General features: G+C 64.1%; 15 protein-coding genes and 1 pseudogene. 11 read left to right on the top strand and 5 right to left on the bottom strand.

The window, feature by feature from the left end; translation table 11 throughout:
- Positions 1–25: 25 nt before the first annotated feature.
- Positions 26–247 (bottom strand): hypothetical protein, encoded by a 222-nt coding sequence (locus AC5Y49_RS23715; protein ID WP_499891832.1) that lies wholly within the window; start codon positions 245–247, stop codon positions 26–28.
- Positions 248–757: 510 nt separating this feature from the next.
- On the opposite strand from AC5Y49_RS23715, the gene AC5Y49_RS23710 reads away from it, so the two are divergent.
- The 6 genes from AC5Y49_RS23710 to qcrC all read left to right on the top strand — a co-directional run bounded on the left by AC5Y49_RS23710 (position 758) and on the right by qcrC (position 6,991).
- Positions 758–1,498, top strand: coding sequence for a DUF1275 family protein (locus tag AC5Y49_RS23710; protein ID WP_499891831.1), 741 nt, complete (start codon positions 758–760; stop codon positions 1,496–1,498).
- A 121-nt stretch (positions 1,499–1,619) separates the two neighbouring features.
- Positions 1,620–1,949 carry a TFIIB-type zinc ribbon-containing protein gene (locus AC5Y49_RS23705; RefSeq protein ID WP_499891834.1) on the top strand — a complete coding sequence of 110 codons (330 nt, stop codon included), beginning with the start codon at positions 1,620–1,622 and terminating at the stop codon, positions 1,947–1,949.
- A gap of 133 nt (positions 1,950–2,082) precedes the next feature.
- The gene (locus tag AC5Y49_RS23700; protein WP_499891833.1) at positions 2,083–2,928 is read left to right on the top strand and encodes a cation diffusion facilitator family transporter; all 846 of its coding nucleotides are present in this window, start codon (positions 2,083–2,085) and stop codon (positions 2,926–2,928) included.
- 102 nt (positions 2,929–3,030) lie between these two features.
- Positions 3,031–3,678: a DedA family protein gene (locus tag AC5Y49_RS23695; RefSeq protein ID WP_499891830.1), complete on the top strand. Its 648-nt coding sequence runs from the start codon at positions 3,031–3,033 to the stop codon at positions 3,676–3,678.
- Positions 3,679–3,887: 209 nt separating this feature from the next.
- Positions 3,888–5,663: an IS1634 family transposase gene (locus AC5Y49_RS23690; protein ID WP_499891829.1), complete on the top strand. Its 1,776-nt coding sequence runs from the start codon at positions 3,888–3,890 to the stop codon at positions 5,661–5,663.
- Between the two features lie 473 nt (positions 5,664–6,136).
- Positions 6,137–6,991 carry a cytochrome bc1 complex diheme cytochrome c subunit gene (qcrC, locus tag AC5Y49_RS23685; protein ID WP_499891828.1) on the top strand — a complete coding sequence of 285 codons (855 nt, stop codon included), beginning with the start codon at positions 6,137–6,139 and terminating at the stop codon, positions 6,989–6,991.
- 264 nt (positions 6,992–7,255) lie between these two features.
- Here qcrC and AC5Y49_RS23680 read toward each other — a convergent pair whose 3' ends face one another.
- Positions 7,256–7,576, bottom strand: coding sequence for a metal-sensitive transcriptional regulator (locus AC5Y49_RS23680; RefSeq protein WP_499891827.1), 321 nt, complete (start codon positions 7,574–7,576; stop codon positions 7,256–7,258).
- 214 nt (positions 7,577–7,790) lie between these two features.
- Here AC5Y49_RS23680 and AC5Y49_RS23675 point away from each other — a divergent pair.
- The 5 genes and pseudogenes from AC5Y49_RS23675 to AC5Y49_RS23655 form a co-directional block, all read left to right on the top strand.
- A pseudogene (locus tag AC5Y49_RS23675) lies at positions 7,791–7,870 on the top strand (carboxymuconolactone decarboxylase family protein); the annotation flags it as partial.
- Positions 7,871–8,044: 174 nt separating this feature from the next.
- Complete coding sequence (locus tag AC5Y49_RS23670; protein WP_499891826.1) at positions 8,045–8,476, top strand: MmpS family transport accessory protein; 432 nt, start codon at positions 8,045–8,047, stop codon at positions 8,474–8,476.
- Positions 8,473–11,379 (top strand): MMPL/RND family transporter, encoded by a 2,907-nt coding sequence (locus AC5Y49_RS23665; RefSeq protein WP_499891825.1) that lies wholly within the window; start codon positions 8,473–8,475, stop codon positions 11,377–11,379. Before AC5Y49_RS23670 ends, AC5Y49_RS23665 begins: the two co-directional genes overlap by 4 nt.
- 406 nt (positions 11,380–11,785) lie before the next feature.
- Positions 11,786–12,070: a YgaP family membrane protein gene (locus tag AC5Y49_RS23660; RefSeq protein ID WP_499891824.1), complete on the top strand. Its 285-nt coding sequence runs from the start codon at positions 11,786–11,788 to the stop codon at positions 12,068–12,070.
- Positions 12,071–12,506: 436 nt separating this feature from the next.
- The gene (locus AC5Y49_RS23655; protein ID WP_499891823.1) at positions 12,507–13,643 is read left to right on the top strand and encodes an NAD(P)/FAD-dependent oxidoreductase; all 1,137 of its coding nucleotides are present in this window, start codon (positions 12,507–12,509) and stop codon (positions 13,641–13,643) included.
- A 496-nt stretch (positions 13,644–14,139) separates the two neighbouring features.
- Here AC5Y49_RS23655 and AC5Y49_RS23650 read toward each other — a convergent pair whose 3' ends face one another.
- The 3 genes from AC5Y49_RS23650 to AC5Y49_RS23640 all read right to left on the bottom strand — a co-directional run.
- Positions 14,140–15,336: a PPE family protein gene (locus AC5Y49_RS23650; protein WP_499891822.1), complete on the bottom strand. Its 1,197-nt coding sequence runs from the start codon at positions 15,334–15,336 to the stop codon at positions 14,140–14,142.
- An 18-nt stretch (positions 15,337–15,354) separates the two neighbouring features.
- The gene (locus tag AC5Y49_RS23645; RefSeq protein ID WP_499891821.1) at positions 15,355–15,654 is read right to left on the bottom strand and encodes a PE family protein; all 300 of its coding nucleotides are present in this window, start codon (positions 15,652–15,654) and stop codon (positions 15,355–15,357) included.
- On the bottom strand, positions 15,651–16,191 hold a 541-nt coding region (locus tag AC5Y49_RS23640; protein ID WP_499891820.1), incomplete at its 5' end, for an MFS transporter. The genes AC5Y49_RS23645 and AC5Y49_RS23640, both read right to left, overlap by 4 nt.

Below are 16,191 nucleotides of genomic sequence, written 5' to 3'. Positions count from 1 at the left end.
TGGCGGCTCGAGCCAAACTCGTCGGCTACGCGGCGCTCGCTTGCGTCAAGCGAGTACGGTTGCCGAACGCGATGAGCACTCGCCGGATCAAGCCGACCGGGTGGTAGCCGATCACTACCGCGATGACCAAAGCGACCACACGGTCGAGCATGTGCCAGCGGCCGGTGATCAAAATGACCGCGCCGCTGGCCGCGACACCTAGGGAGGTCGCCGCATCCGCGACGGTGATGAGCAGCACCGCCATCATGTTGACGTCCTCGTTGCCGTGGCATCATGGCGTGTCTACCCACGATGCGGGCGCTGACGATCAATACGGGTAGGCCGTTTACCTCAGCCACGCCGGAGGCCAGGCGTCGAACCGCGGCCACCACAACACCGGCGTTCAGGGCTAGCAAGTAGCGCTTGTTGACCAATGCCGCTACAGGGGTGGGCGTTGGGCCGGCGGGCGGGGTGGTGTGCGGCCGGCCGGCGGGAGAGCCAAGTCGCGAACACCGAGAGGCCGACTGCTGCGGGGTCGGCAAGATGGTCGACACCGAGTGCGAGCACACCGAGTGTGTGCAGCCAGCCCAGCGAAGACCAGCACGACGATGAGCAGCAGATTGAGCAGCAGCATGAGCGTTAGCCGATGTGATAGACGAGGGGCGCCACCACTGAGATTCATAGGTTTTGTTCAGGCAGCGGTGGTCGTGGCGTCACATTGGCTTAAGGCAGCCTTGGTAACATAACGCCGCCGCCCATCACCAAACACGGAGAAGCCATGCCGCACACGCCAACCGGCGAAACCCGTCCGCTGCGGGCGCTGGTGCTCGGCTACAGTGGGCTGCTGGCCGGGGTCGCCGGGTTCATCAATTCGGTGGCGCTGCTGGTCTTGGCGTTTCCGGTGGGCAACCTGACCGCGTTGAGCAGCCAGCTGGGTATGGATTCGGCCAATCCATTGCTGTATGAGAGCTGCATGATCGCGCTGATCGTGGGCGGGTTCCTGGCCGGAGCCGCCGGGGCCGGAGCTGTACTGGCTAGTGTGCAAACCCACACCAGTGCGCGCCACGCTGCGTTGCTGGTCGTCGAGGCCGCGCTGCTGCTGGCCGCGGTCGGCATCGAGATTCCTGGATTCAAGGCGCTGCTGGCCGCCGGCGCGTGCGGGCTGCAAAACGCGATGACCTCGAAATCTCCCGGGATGACAATCCGCACCACGCACTTCACCGGTACCATCACCGACCTCGGGTTGATGTTGGGCCGCGCCCGCCGCCACGGGATCGACAAGTGGAAGGCCGCTGTGCTGACGACCACCGTGGTGCTGTTCGTCGGCGGCGGTGCGACGGGGGAGCTCATTGGCGACCGGTTGGGTGATAACGCGCTGCTTTTTCCGGCCGCCGCCTGCCTGGCTGTCGCGGTGGCTAGCCTGCTATATAGCCGTCGGCGCGGCGCCCGCTGGGCTCGGGCGATATCTCCGGCCGAGCCCGCGAATGCTTCCGTTGCTAACCGGGCGCCGGCAGGGTAGCCGCTGAGCCAAGCGATTCACATTCGTATATGCGCATGTGTTCATCATTTGTTAGCCTCGGTGGGTAAGTCATTGCCGTTGCCTGATTAGGGAGGTCCAAGTGGCAAACGAGCGCGAATCAATGGAGACCAAAGAGTCGACACTGCTGTGTCCGCGGTGTGTGTCGCAGATGTTGCCGGTGCAGCGGTTTGGGGTGACGATCGATCAGTGCACCGGTTGCGGCGGCGTTTTCCTGGACCGAGGCGAGCTGGAGCAGCTTTCCGAGGCCGAGGCCAAGTTTTACACCGCCCAACAACAACCCCAACAGGCGCCGCCGGCGGGTTATGCGCCTCAGCAGTACCCGGCCCAGCCGGGGTACGAAAGTCCCCGCCCGAGAGGCTTTTTGGGCGGGTTGTTCGGGGAGGGCTATTACGGTGGTCGCCACGGAGGCTATCGTGGCGGGCATCACTGACGATTCGGCCGACGCTGCGGCGTCGGTGCCGCCCCCAGGGTCTGGTGCGATACCCCATGACCACGGTCACGGGGTATCGGCGGACGCCGACCGTAAGTGGCTGGCGATCGCGCTCGGCTTGATCGCGGGGTTTATGGTCGCCGAGGTGGTCGTCGGGCTAGTCGCCAACTCGTTGGCGTTGATCTCCGATGCCGCTCACATGCTCACCGATGCCGCGTCGATTGTGTTGGCGCTGATCGCGATCCGGGTGGCGCGGCGCCCGGCGCAGGGTCGTTACACCTACGGGTTCAAGCGGGTGGAGATCCTTTCGGCCCAGGCCAACGGGATCACCTTGTTGCTGCTGACAGTGTGGTTCATCTATGAAGGGGTGCGTCGGCTAATCACCCCACCGGAGGTCGACGGCCGCCTGGTGCTGTTCACCGCGCTGGCGGGCATTGTTGTGAACGTTGCCGCCACGTGGTTGATCAGCCGTGCCAACCGCAGCAGCTTAAACGTCGAAGGTGCTTTTCAGCACATCCTCAACGACCTGTATGCGTTCATCGGGACCGCGATCGCCGGTCTAGTGGTGTGGGTGACCGGCTTCGCCCGCGCCGACGCGATCGCCGCTTTGGTCGTCGCGGCGTTGATGGCCAAGGCCGGGTGGGGGCTGGTGCGTGAGGCCGGACGGATCTTTTTGGAGGCAGCGCCGATTACGCTGGCGCCGGCCGAGATCGGCGCGCGGGTAGCGGCAGTCCCGCAGGTGGTCGAGGTGCACGATCTGCACGTTTGGGAAATCACCTCCGGCCAGGCGTCGCTGACAGCTCACGTGCTCGTCGCCGGCGACGCTGACTGCCACGCGGTCCGCTCCCGCGCGGAAACAATGCTGCACAACGAATTCGGGATCGAGCACACCACCCTGCAAGTCGACCACGCCGTCCCCGTGGGCCACACTCGCGACGAGCACTGCGCCGAACCACATGGGCCGGTGCAGCGCCCCTGATATCCGACGGAGTTTGGGACCGCCGGGTGGGGCGTTACTTGTTCCGACCCGACGAACAGCCCACGTCCCACCATCGGATGGGACTACCCGAAAGAGCATTTCATGCAGCAGTTCATCGTGAGCTTCGGGCTTCTCGCGGTCTTCGTTCTCATGGTGGCCGAATCGGCCGGTATCCCGATTGCCTCCGAGGTCACCATGCTGCTCGGTGGGGCGCTGGCCGGCGGCGCCGTGGCGGGCGTGCACATGGACCTTGCTTTGGTGATCGGGGCCGGCACCGCCGGCAACCTGGTCGGCAGCTACCTGGCCTGGGCGGCGGGCCGCTACGGCGGCCGGGCAGCGGTGCGCCGCTGGGGCCACCACTGGTGGTTGAACGAAAGCCACCTCGACCGAGCGAACCGCTGGTTCGTCAGGCACGGTGCCGCGTCGGTGTTCTTCGGGCGCCTACTGCCGGTCATCCGCACCTTTATCTCGCTGCCGGCCGGGCTCGCCAACATGCGGCCGATCCGCTTCGGCGTCTATACCTTGCTTGGCTGTCTGCCCTGGACTGCGGCGCTGGCCGGGATCGGCTACGGCGTCGGCGCGAACTGGCGGACCGCCGCCCACGCCTTCCGCTCGCCGACCTACCTCATCGCCGCGATCGTTGCCGTCCTCGCCGCAGCCGTGGTGGCAATTTTCATCCGCCACCGCCACCGCCGCCGCTGTCGCCGCGCCCGCGCCGAACAGTCGATCCTCCCCGACGCCGATCAGTAGTAGTCGCTGATGAGCGGGTGCCCGACCGAAATTCGCGGGCCGCAGCCTGGACCGGCGGTGTCTAGGCTAGCCCGAAGTTACGAGGGGTTCTGACTGGTTGTTGCTGGTCTGAGCTGATGTTATGGGGTATTATTTGGTGGTTTCGTGTAGTCACGAATGTATGTGTGTCGTTCGTATCTATCTGAGAGAATCAGTCTATGATTCTTGGTATGCCACGCAATGTCATCAGGGCTCATGTAGTCAGAGTTAAGAAGACTCATGTGGATAAGCAGGGTAACGCGCGAGTCTATGAGTCGGTGCTGTTGCGTCGGACCTACCGTGACGGGCCCAAGGTGCGCAACGAGACGGTGGCCAACCTGTCGGCGCTGCCCGAGGCCGCGGTGGCTGCGATCGAGGCGACGTTGAAGGGTCACACGCTGGTGCCCGCCGATCAGCAGTTCAGCATCATCCGCGCGTTGCCGCACGGGGATGTGGCGGCGGTGACGGCGATGGCCCATCAGCTGGGCTTGCCGGCGCTGTTGGGTCGCCCCTGCCGATCACGGGATTTGGTGTTGGCGTTGATCGTGTCGCGGGTTATTCGGCCCAAGCCGAAGCGCTCGACGTTGTCGTGGTGGGCTGACACCACCGTGGGTGTCGACCTCGACGTGGCCGGCGCCTCCACCGACGAGGTGTATGCGGCGATGGACTGGCTGGTGGGGCGTCAGGAAGTGATCGAGAAAAAGCTCGCCGCCAAGCACCTTTCACCACAAGCTAATCCGTCGCGGATGGCGTTGTTTGATTTGAGCTCGTCGTGGATGACCGGCCGCTGTTGTGAGCTGGCCGCTCGTGGCTATTCCCGTGACCGCAAAAAAGGGCTGCCGCAGATCAACTACGGCGTGCTCACCGACCCCGCCGGGCGCCCGGTGGCGGTGCGGGTCTTTCCCGGTAATACCGCCGACCCGGTCGCCTTCACCGACATCGTCGAGGTAGTGCGCACCAAATTTGGGTTGACCCGACTGGTGCTGGTCGGCGATCGCGGCATGATCACCAGCGCGCGCATCGATGCGCTGCGTGAACTCAACGACGCCAAAACAGCATTCGGGTGGATCAGCGCGCTGCGGGCACCACAGATCGCCGCACTGGCCGCCGATGACGGGCCGCTGCAAATGAGCCTGTTCGATACCCACGACCTGGCCGAAATCGCCCACCCCGACTACCCCGGCGAACGGCTGATCGCCTGCCGCAACCCCGCCCTGGCCGCCGAACGCGCCCGCAAACGCAGTGAACTGCTGGCAGCCACCGAAACCGAGCTGGCCCGCATCGCCGACCGCGTTGCCCGCGGCACCCTGTCCGGAGCTGCGGCCATCGGCGAGGCGATCGGAGGGATCATCGGTAAATACAAGATGGGCAAGCACTTTCACCGCACCATCACCGACACCAGCTTCACCTACCACCGCGACCAAAAAGGCATCGACGCCCAAAGTGCCCTCGACGGCATCTACGTGCTGCGCACCAGCGTGCCCGCCGCCGAACTCACCCCCGCCGAAGTGGTAATCGGCTACAAAAACCTCGCCCACATCGAACGCGACTTCCGCAGCATCAAAACCGACGACCTGCACCTGCGCCCCGTCCACCACCGACTCACCGACCGCGTGCAAGCCCACGTGTTGATCTGCCTGCTGGCCTGCTACCTGACCTGGCATCTGCGCAAAGCCTGGGCACCACTGACCTACACCGACGAACACCCACCGGCCCGCGACAACCCCGTCACCGCTGCACAACGCTCACCAGCCGCCCGAGCCAAAGCCTCGCGCCACCAAACCGCCGACGGTGCACCGCTGCGCAGCTTCCGCGGCCTGCTCAACCACCTCGCCACACTGACCCGCAACCGGATCCGCTACCACCACACCAACATCGAGATCGACACCCTCACCAACCCCACCCCCGATCAACGACGCGCCTTCGACCTCATCGAGGCCACCATCCCACTCAACATCGCCGCGTAGTCAGACCCAAACCAGCCAACCAACCAAAACCCCACGTCAAAGCCAAAATCAGCTACCCCGACCGCCGTAACTTCGGGCTAGCGCGTGTGGATTCCTTGTCGATGTGATGCCAGCGTTTAAGGGTTGGCGCATAGCCAGACGCGTTGCGCAGCTCGCAAACTCCACGTCAAGGCTTCGGTGGCGTCACCGCCTAGGCGCCTCGTAGAATCCGGCGATCTACACTTCACCGTGGTACCCGGCGACCTACACTATTCACCATAGGAGCGGGGTGCACCATCGGCCTCGCCACCGGCTCACTTCTGTTGGGCGCGGAAAGGGTGTGTGGGTGACTGGGCCATCTTCAGCAGCGAAATCGGTTGCATGCCTTCTGGTTTATCGACTACCGGGTCTGTTCCTGACGCAAAGCCGATGCGTCGTGGCAGCTAGTGGTCAGCCCAGTCCGTTGAACGACGACCGGTGGTGAGATGCCCACTATGATCAAGCCTTTCCGACCGCTCCGGTTTACGGGTCTGGCGGCCATCGACCGGTCCGGTCGCCGGCTGCGGCGGCGCCTCAGCGGTGCGTTGCTGTTGCTGAGCGGTTTGGCCGCCGCCGGCGCCATGGCAGCCTTGCTGACGCCGTCACCGCAGGTGGCGGTCGCCGATGAGTCGCAGTCCGCGCTTCTGCGAACCGGCAAGCAGCTGTTCGAAACATCCTGCATCACCTGCCACGGCGTCAACTTGCAGGGCATCCCAGACCGAGGGCCCAGCCTGATCGGTGTCGGCGAGGCGGCGGTCTACTTCCAGGTGTCCACCGGCCGCATGCCTGTAGCGCGCGGCGAGGCACAGGCACCGCGTAAGGACCCGATCTTCGACGAGGAGCAGATAGATGCTCTCGGCGCGTACGTTCAGGCTAGCGGCGGGGGTCCGACGGTGCTCCGCAATTCCGACGGCAGCGTCGCGCAGGAGTCGCTGCTCGGCGACGACGTAGCCCGCGGCGGTGACCTGTTCCGGCTCAACTGCGCGTCGTGCCACAATTTCACCGGCAAGGGTGGCGCCTTATCGTCGGGTAAGTACGCACCTGACCTCGGACCGGCCGAACCGGCGCAGATTTACACGGCCATGCTGACCGGCCCGCAGAACATGCCCAAGTTTTCTGACCGCCAGCTGTCGCCGGAGACGAAGCGCGACATCATCGCCTACGTTCGCAAGGCCGCCGGCGCCAACACCCCCAATTACGGCGGCTATGGCCTCGGCAACTTCGGCCCGGCGCCAGAAGGTATGGCGATGTGGATTATCGGCATGGTCGCCGTCATCGGTGCGGCCCTGTGGATCGGCTCACGAGCATAGCTTTTCCGGACCGGGCTGCACACGCCGAACCGTCTGTGTAGCCAGCACCGTTCGGCCCTCCCGGGGCCTCATCTAGGGACCAAGGGTCCCTAGTTTCCCTTCCCGAACGGCCTGGTGGGGCACGGTATCGGCGACGTGTCAGCCAACGTGTGGTGTTCCACGAAAGCGGACACACAGGGTCGAACAAGTCGTGACCTCTGAACGGGGCCGGTCAACCCTGCAAGCGGAGTTCGTATGCTTTCTCCTCCAACCGTTCCGGTGCCGTTAGGCCAGGCTCATAAACAGTTTTTCCAGCTCATCGAGCGAGGTGGTCGGCCTATCAGTGGGTCCAGCAACTGGGCGGTCGAGGCAGTCACGCAGGCCGGTAGCGATGATTTTGAAACCAGCGCGATCTAAGGCCCGAGACACCGCAGCCAGTTGAGTGACGACGTCTTTGCAGCTACGTCCCTGTTCGATCATCGCGATGACTCCGCCGAGTTGGCCCTGCGCTCGACGTAATCGGTTAAGGACGGCAACCACGTCGTCCGCGTTGTGCGCGGTATAACCGACCGTCTGTCGCGTCTCGCCGCGAGCTGTGCTTGCCATGACTCGTGTATACCATACCCCCTATGGTGTAATGGCTGGTATGACGGATCAGGCACCATCGAGTCTTCTTCGACCTCAATCAGCAACACACAGCCGCTCAGAACCGCATTCCGTTCCAACCAGCCGCAAGTTCGACAGGCTCGTCAAAGAACTCATCGCGCTGGCCATCGTCGCACGCCGGTGCTGCCGGTCAAGGCGAGTGCCACAGGCTGGTGACGCATCGGTGTCACGTTCCTCATGCACGGCGGCCCCGCCACCATCTACGGCGCACGCGCCCACACAGCATTCAGCGAGCTCTTCGCCGCCGGCAGGTCCTTGACGGCGTCCCGAGCATGCGGCGATCGCCTCCCGACGAAGACCCGCCTCGGTATCAGAGCGTCCGCCAGCCGGACTAGCCGCTCGATGCCGCGGCCCGGGCTTGAACAGTAACTACTGACAGCGATGTCGTCGAGAGCGAAGGAAGGCTTGATGTTCGCGTTTCTCAAGCGGGTGTGGGTGCCGCTCGTTGTCGTGGTGGCAGTAGTGCTCGGTGGTGTTGCCGTCATCCGGCTTCGCGGCGTTTTCGGCTCCGACGAGATCTTCACCGCGACCGGCAGCAGCGCTGCGCCACTCGTGCCCTCCCATCTCAAGCGCGTGACATACGAGGTTTACGGGCCCAGCGACACAACAGGAAGCGTGAGCTACTTGGACAAAAATGCCCAGCCCGCGCAGGCGAACTTCAGTAGCCTGCCGTGGGCCTTCACGATTACGACGACGGTACCGGCCGTGATCGCCAACGTGGTGGCACAGGGCAACAGGGACAACATTGGCTGCCGCATCACGGTCAACGGTGAAGTCAAAGACGAGCAATCCTCGGCCGGCCACCACGCCCAGACTTTCTGCCTAGTGAAGGCCGCATGAACACCGACAATGACGCCCGTCCGAGGTTCATGCGGTTCGTCCGCGCGTTCGCGGTGCCGATCCTCATCGGCTGGCTGCTGCTCACCGTCGCCCTCAACGTGCTGGTGCCGCCGATCGAGTCGGTCGCGCGAAACCACGCGGTGACAATGTCGCCGCAAGATGCTCCGGCGATGATCGCCGCTAAGCGCATCGGCGCAACATTTCACGAGTCAGACTCCGACAGCATCGCGATGATCGTTCTAGAAAGCGATAAGCAGCTCAGCGACGGGGCGCACCGCTATTACGACGGCTTGGTGAAAAAGCTGCAGGCCGACCCCAAGCACGTGCAGCATGTCCAGAACGTGTGGGGGGATCCACTTACCGCCGCTGGCGTGCAGAGCCGCGACGGCAAAGCCGCTTATGTCCAACTGAATCTGGCCGGCAACCAGGGCAGCACCCTCGGCAACGACTCCGTCAAAGCGGTCCGGGACATCGTCGACAATTCAGCGCCGCCCCAAGGGCTCCAGGCCTACGTCACCGGTCCGGCAGCTCTGACCACGGACATGAACGAAGCCGCCGATAAAAGCATGTTGAAAATGATGGGAGTGACGGGCGTGGTCATCATGATCATGCTCTTCATCGCCTACCGTTCCATCAGCACGGTGCTCCTGATTCTCGTCATGGTCGGTTTCGAAATGGGCACGGCCAGAGGGCTCGTCGCGCTCCTCGGTAACAACAATATGCTAGGGTTCTCTACGTTCGTCGTCGCCATGCTGTCCTCGTTGGCGATTGCCGCGGGTACCGATTACGCGATCTTTCTCATTGGTCGCTACCAAGAGGCTCGTCAGGCCGGTCAAGACCGTGAAACGGCCTATTATACGATGTTTCGCGGGACCTTCCACATTATCTTGGGCTCGGGGTTGACGATTGCCGGAGCGACTTTTTGCCTTCGCTTGGCGCGACTGTCGTATTTCAAAGCGCTCGGCATTCCGTCGGCCCTGGGGCTGATCGTCGTCGTCGCCGGCGCACTGACCGCCGCGCCGGCCGTCGTCGCCGTGGCTAGTCGATTCGGCCTGCTCGACCCGAAACGGGTCGTCAAAGTCCACGGTTGGCGGCGCATCGGCACCGCGACCGTGCGCTGGCCCGGTCCCGTGTTCGTGGCTTCGCTGGCTATCGCCATCGTCGGTATCCTGATCATGCCGAGCATGAAGGTCAGCTATAACGACCGCTTCTACATACCCCGCAGCCAGCCGTCGAATGTCGGATACGCTGCCGCCGAGCGGCATTTCAGCGCAGCGACAATGAATCCCGACATCCTCATGATCGAGAGTGGTCACGACATGCGCAATAGCGGCGACATGATCATCCTGGACAGGCTTGCCAAAGACGTCTTCCGTTCACCGGGAATCGCAATGGTGCAAAGCATCACCCGGCCATTGGGCGGACCGATCGAGCACACGTCAATACCTTTCCAGATCAGTGCCCAATCGATTCCGATCCAAGAGAACCTTCAATTCATGAAAGACCGCTCGGCCGACATGCTCAAAATGAGCGACGACCTCGGCGCCATGATCGGCTCGATGCAGCGGATGCAGGGTCTGCTGGGAAAGATGAGCAACACGACTCACCGCATGGTCGGCGACATGCACGATATGCAAGCCACGCTGGACGAAATGCGGTACCATCTGGCCGACTTCGACGATTTCGCGAGACCGTTCCGCAGCTACCTGTACTGGGAACAACACTGCTTCAACATCCCCGTCTGCTGGGCGGCGCGGTCGGTATTCGAGGCGATCGACGGCGTCGATAAGTTCAGCGAGGACATGGGCACGCTCATCAAGGACGTGGGCAATATCGACGCGATAATCCCGCAAATGCTCGCGGAGTTCCCACCGATCATCGCCGTCGCCAAATCCATGCAGGGCACCCTGCAGACCATGCACAGCAGCTTTTCGGGTCTCATTACGCAGATCTCCCGGATGACCGACACGGCGAGCGCCATGGGGCAGGCCTTCGATGCCTCCCGCAGCGGCGACTACTTCTACCTGCCGCCGGAAGCGTTTCAGAATCCCGACTTCCAGCGCGGCTTGAAACTGTTCCTGTCGCCGGACGGCAAGGCCGCGCGCTTCATCATCACCCACGACACCGACCCGGCAACTCCGAAAGGCATTTCAGCCGTCAAGCCGGAACTCGAGGCCGCACACCAAGCGGTGAAGGGAACGACCCTGACCGACGCCAGGTTCTACCTCGCGGGGACGGCGGCGCTCTACCGCGACATCCAGTCGGGTTCCCAATACGACCTGTTGATCGTGGGAATCGCGGCGCTGACGCTAATCTTCGCCGTCATGGTGATCATCACCCGAGCACTGGTCGCGTCCCTAGTGATCGTCGGCACGGTGCTGCTGTCGCTGGGCGCTGCATTCGGGCTCTCGGTGTTGGTGTGGCAACACCTCTTCGGCCTGGATTTGAACTGGATCGCGCCGGTTTTCGGGTTGATCATCCTGCTGGCTGTCGGCTCCGACTACAACCTGCTGCTCGTGTCGCGGTTCCAGGAGGAAATAGGCGCCGGACTAAAAACGGGCATCATTCGCTCCATGGGCGAGACCGGTGGGGTGGTCACCGCGGCGGGTTTGGTATTCGCTTTCACGATGATGTCCATGGTCGCCAGTGACCTGCGCTCGATCGGCCAGGCCGGCAGCACGATTGGCCTCGGGCTGCTGTTCGACACCCTGGTCGTGCGCTCCCTGATGACGCCATCGATCGCGGCACTGCTCGGCCGCTGGTTCTGGTGGCCGCTACGCGTGCGGCCGCGTCCGGCCAGCTACATGCTGCGACCCTTCGGAGTGCGTCGGCTCGTCCGCTCCTTACTTTTGGGGGAGGACACTGATGCGGCAACTACCAAGCTCAAGCCGCCGGTTGGTTAAGCGATTGGGGGTTAGGTGGTCTTTCGGGCGCCACATACCGATGGCTGTGCGAGGAGCCGGCCAAGCCCTTATGCGGCTCTTTATATTTCAGAATGCACCCGTGGTGAGCGACGTCCCGGGTGGACGGGTTCGTGTCGTTTCCACGAGGTGGGCCCTGGTGAGTGACGATGCAGGCTCCTACACTCACACACCACACGACCGACGTGATCCTTGTCGAAGGCTATTGTTGCCCCTCCTGTGCTGTCGCCGACACGATCATGCAGTATCAACCGAATTTCATGACGGCTGGCAGTCACCGAAAAACCGGGGAAGTAGACCGGTTCGTCCCTGCTCCTGCGGGAACAGGGGTTGTTACCAAATCCCATCGCGCTCTAGCGCAAAACCTTACAGAAGGGTGTGAGATCCAATGACGAATAGCCAAGGTTCGGCCTCGATCGAGCGGGGAGCGTTTCAGATGCCGCGGCCACAAGGGTGGCCCCTCGAACGAACCCTGCACCTCATGGCCGGTTCTGTAGTGCTGGTGAGCTTAACCCTTGGCCGCATGCGTTCAAAGCGATGGAGGATCCTCACTGGTTTTGTGGGAGCCAACCTGCTGCTCGACGCGGCGGTGGGCTGGTGCCCGACGAGTGTTCTACTGCATCGGCTCGGCGTCCGGACTGCGGCCGAGTGTGCGCTGCGCCCGAGGGTGTAGGTGTCATTTGGCTTACTGATTGGATTGTCGTTGGTGGCACCCTCGATGACCGCGGCTCAATACTTCCAGTACCCCCGCACTCGCCTATGGCGTCGGCGACGCCGGTGGTTTCGTCAAGCCCGTCAGCGACGCACGTACCGCGAGCCACTCGGCGGGCATCTGATCGGCCATGACGTCTATGAGCTGCCGAAGCTCACGTCGGCACCGGGTTAGGATCTGAGCGTGAGCGAGCTGATGGCGAAAGTGCATACCCGCCGGCGATGCCGTAGGCGCTGCACGACTCGTTCCACGGCCTGACGGCCACATGATCGACAGCTGACGATTGGTCTGTCGTAGAGCAACTGTCACCCGAATCGAACTGTTTGTCTTGGGATTTCGGTGGCAATACTGTAGCGACAGGAAGGGGCCCGCGGGCGTGGGCTCGGAAAGGATGCTAATGACGGCGCACGTGCTGATTCTGGGGGCCGGGTTCGGCGGTCTCGAGCTTGCCACCCGGCTATCGGAGTCACTACCAAACCAGGTGCGGGTGACGCTGATCGATCGCAACGACTCCTTCTTTTTCGGCTTCTCCAAGCTCGACGTGCTGTTCGGTAAACGCAAACCCGGTGACGTGCGGCTGCCTTACGCGGCGCTGACAACACCCGGCGTCGAATTCCACCAGGAAGAGATCACCGCCATCGACCCGGAAAATCGCCAGGTGCATACCCAAGCCGGTTCCTATCAAGCCGACATTCTCGTCGTGGCACTGGGCGCGGAGTACGAGCCGGAGGCCACCAGTGGTTTCACCGCGGACGGCTGCGAGTACTACACGCTGGCGGGAGCCGAACATCTGCGTGACACGCTGCCGGCATTTGACGGCGGCAAGGTCGTAATCAGCGTGCTCGGCGAGCCGTACAAGTGCCCGCCAGCACCGTTCGAGGCGGCGTTCCTGCTTGAGGACTACTTCGCCGGCCGAGGGCTACGCGACCAGGTCACGATAACCGTGACGGGCTACATGGGTGCCCCGGTACCCGTCGCTAAGGAGGTGTCCGAGCCGCTTCAGCAGCACCTGAACGAGCGTGGCATCACCTTCATGGGAAAGCGGACGGTAAGCCGGCTGGACCCCGAACGCAAGTTCGCCGAGTTCGCTGAGGGCGAAGGAGTTCCATACGACCTGTTCATCGGCATCCCGGTGCATCGGGTACCGGCGGTCGTCGCCGATTCGGGGCTGGCGCCCGACGGATGGATTCCGGTGGAAAAAACCAACTTGGCTACCCGCTTCCCTGGCGTGTACGCGATTGGTGACGTGGCGGCCGCCTATACCGCCAAGGCGGGCCTATTCGCCGAGCGGGCCGCTCAGTTCGTCGCCGATGACATCATCGCGAACCTGCGAGGCACACCGGCGCCGCCGCCGTATGACGGGGCGGGCAACTGCTACATGGAGTTCGGGCGCGGCGAGGTCGGCAAGGTCCAGGTCAACTTCCTCAGCGGGCCGAAACCGACGGGCGCACTGATAGGTCCGTCCGCCGCATTGGCGGAGGAGAAAGCCGAATTCGCGCGTAGCCGCCGGCAGCGCTGGTTCGGGCGGCCTTGACGGCTGAGACTCACAAGTCAAGCGGAACCCCTCAGCGCCCCATCGTCGCCGCCAGCCCGTCGTATTGCGCTGCGAGCACGCAGAATCGATCAGCTGACGCCGATCGACGCGGCCGGACAACTGTTAATGGTATCGGCGCTGATCGACTCGGTTGTTGTCGCCGAATGCCTTGGTGACTCTTGCAGCGCGTTGCCGGTCGGGCAGGCTGTCGGTCGTCCCGCGGGTCGGGCGCAGACCGGCTCCTGTGTCTGCGTATCCAGTCCGCAGCGGCGCGCCATCCGCCGGTGACGCCGCAGTTCGTCTTCGCACCGGGGCAAATGTGCGACCCGCAGGATCAACGATTCGGTATCGGCGCACGTGAACCGAGCCGGCAGCACTGCGCCGGACGAGGGCAAGCCACATCCAGTACTTCTCCTCGATACGGCCGTAGCGTCAGACCAAAGGCGATGGGCCAGGTCACGGCCACCCGACCGACACGGATTGGTTTCCTCCTTTGTTATCCGACGGTCCCGGAGGGCGGTACCACCGTCAGGCGGGGCATCAAGCGGAGGTCGGCTTGGCCGACGTTGCCTATGCTGCGCCCGGCTATAGTTGCCAGCGGCGCGCCGAGCATGCTTCCAGGACCGCCTGCTGTGGCTCCCGGGGCGGCGGCCAGGCTGGTGCTGGGCAGCGCCGCTGCGGCTGGACTCATTGCCGGGGCCGCCGTGGCCCAGGTCTGCGGCACCGACAACGCCCCGGCCGTAGCTGCCCGGCCCATACCCGCAGACACCGCCGCTCCGCCGAGTCCTGCCGAGCCCGCTGCCCCCAGTGCCCCCGAACCGAGCCCACCCGTCAGACCCGAAGCGAGCCCGCCCGTCAGACCCGATCCGGAAGCTGCGGTGCCGGCGGCGCTGACGGCCGGCATCAGAGAGGTCACCTGCTTCGCGTTCGATAAGAACGCACTCGATGCCCACCCGGCCGAACTCGTCGCCGACAAAGCCAGTCTCAGGTAATTTAGCGACGAGCTCAGCGACGACGCGGACGATGTCGATGACAGCGGCGATGAGAGCTGCTGCAGCGCCGTGGGCACCGTGGAGGTCACTTGCGACAGGATCGCCTGCGCGTTGGTGCTGGCGGAGCTGCCGGTAGCCTGGGCGACCGCGACCCCCTGCCCGGAAAGGCCGGCTGGATTGGTGGTGGGCTGCAGCGGAGCGAACGGGGTCAAGGCCGACGCACTCGCCGAGGCGCCGGCGTAGCCGTACATCGCGGCGGCGTCCTGAGCCCACATCGCCGCGTACTGTGCTTCGGTGGCCGCGATCGCGGGCGTATTTTGCCCGAGGATGTTCGTCGCGATCAGCGACATCAACAGGCTGCGGTTGGCCGCGATGACCGGTGGCGGCACCGTCATCGCAAACGCCGCCTCGTAGGCGGCCGCGGCCGCCCTGGCCTGCGAAGCGGTCTGCTGGGCCTGCGCAGCAGTGGTCGTCAGCCACGCCACATTGGGTGCGGCCGCGGCCGCCATCGACGCCGAGGCGGGACCCCGCCACGGTCCGCTGGCCAACTGTGAGATCACCGAGGAATAGGAGCTCGCCGTTGAATACAGCTGCGCGGCGAGGCCATCCCACGCCGCCGAAGCGGCCAGCATCGGCCCTGAGCCCGCACCGGCATACATTCTGGCCGAGTTGATCTCGGGCGGTAAAGCTGCGAAATCCATCACTTCACCTCTGATTGCTTAGCCGGCCGCGACCGCGTTGGCGGCCTCGGTGACCACATACGAACCGGCGCTGACGCCGAGCGTGGTCGTAAACATTTCGTGGATAGCCGCGGCCTGGGCGCTGACGGCCTGGTACAGCTGCGCGTGCGCGGCAAACTGCAACGCCGTCAACGCCGACACCTCATCGGCGGCAGCGGGAACCACCACGGTCGTCGGGGCGGCCGCGGCAGCGTTCCCGGCGCTCATCGCCGAGCCAATACCGTGCAAATCGTCTGCTGCCGCCGTCAAAGCCGCCGGCTGCGTAGTCACAAACATCATGGCCTGCTCCTAACTGGACTTCTCCTCGTGTACAAGAACTGAACCCACGCATCGGAAAACGCGGGTCGCGCGGGGCGTGCGGGTTGGAGACGGTTGAGGGCAACTGCGGCGATGATGCCAATGAGGACCAGCCCGCCCCAAACCAGTGCGCCGGCGCTCAGCCGTTGTGCCGCACCGAATATCGATCCGGTGGCCAAGTTGCCGACGAGGATTCCGGCTCCGACGATGGTGTTGTAGAACCCGTAATGGGTGGCCACCAGCCGGCCGCCGGCCAGCGAGACGACGGTGTCCATCTCGAACGGAAAGACCGCGGCCGAACCGACGGCCAGCAGCGCCGCTGACACCAACAGGGCCCCCACCGCAACCGGTGTCCCAAACCGCTGGCCGTCAGGAATGACGGCCAGCGGCACAAACGAGGCCGCCAGAATGGCCGCACCGATGGCCAGGCTGCGTCCGGGCCCCCAACGTTTGGTCAACCAGCGGGTGATGCGCAGCTGTCCGCCAGTCGCAACCAGACCAGAGACAACGAAAAGTGCC

Source organism: Mycobacterium sp. NGS62 (assembly GCF_059812285.1).
The sequence above is the reverse complement of the archived record's forward strand: the minus strand, read 5'-3'. Positions and strand labels throughout refer to the sequence as shown.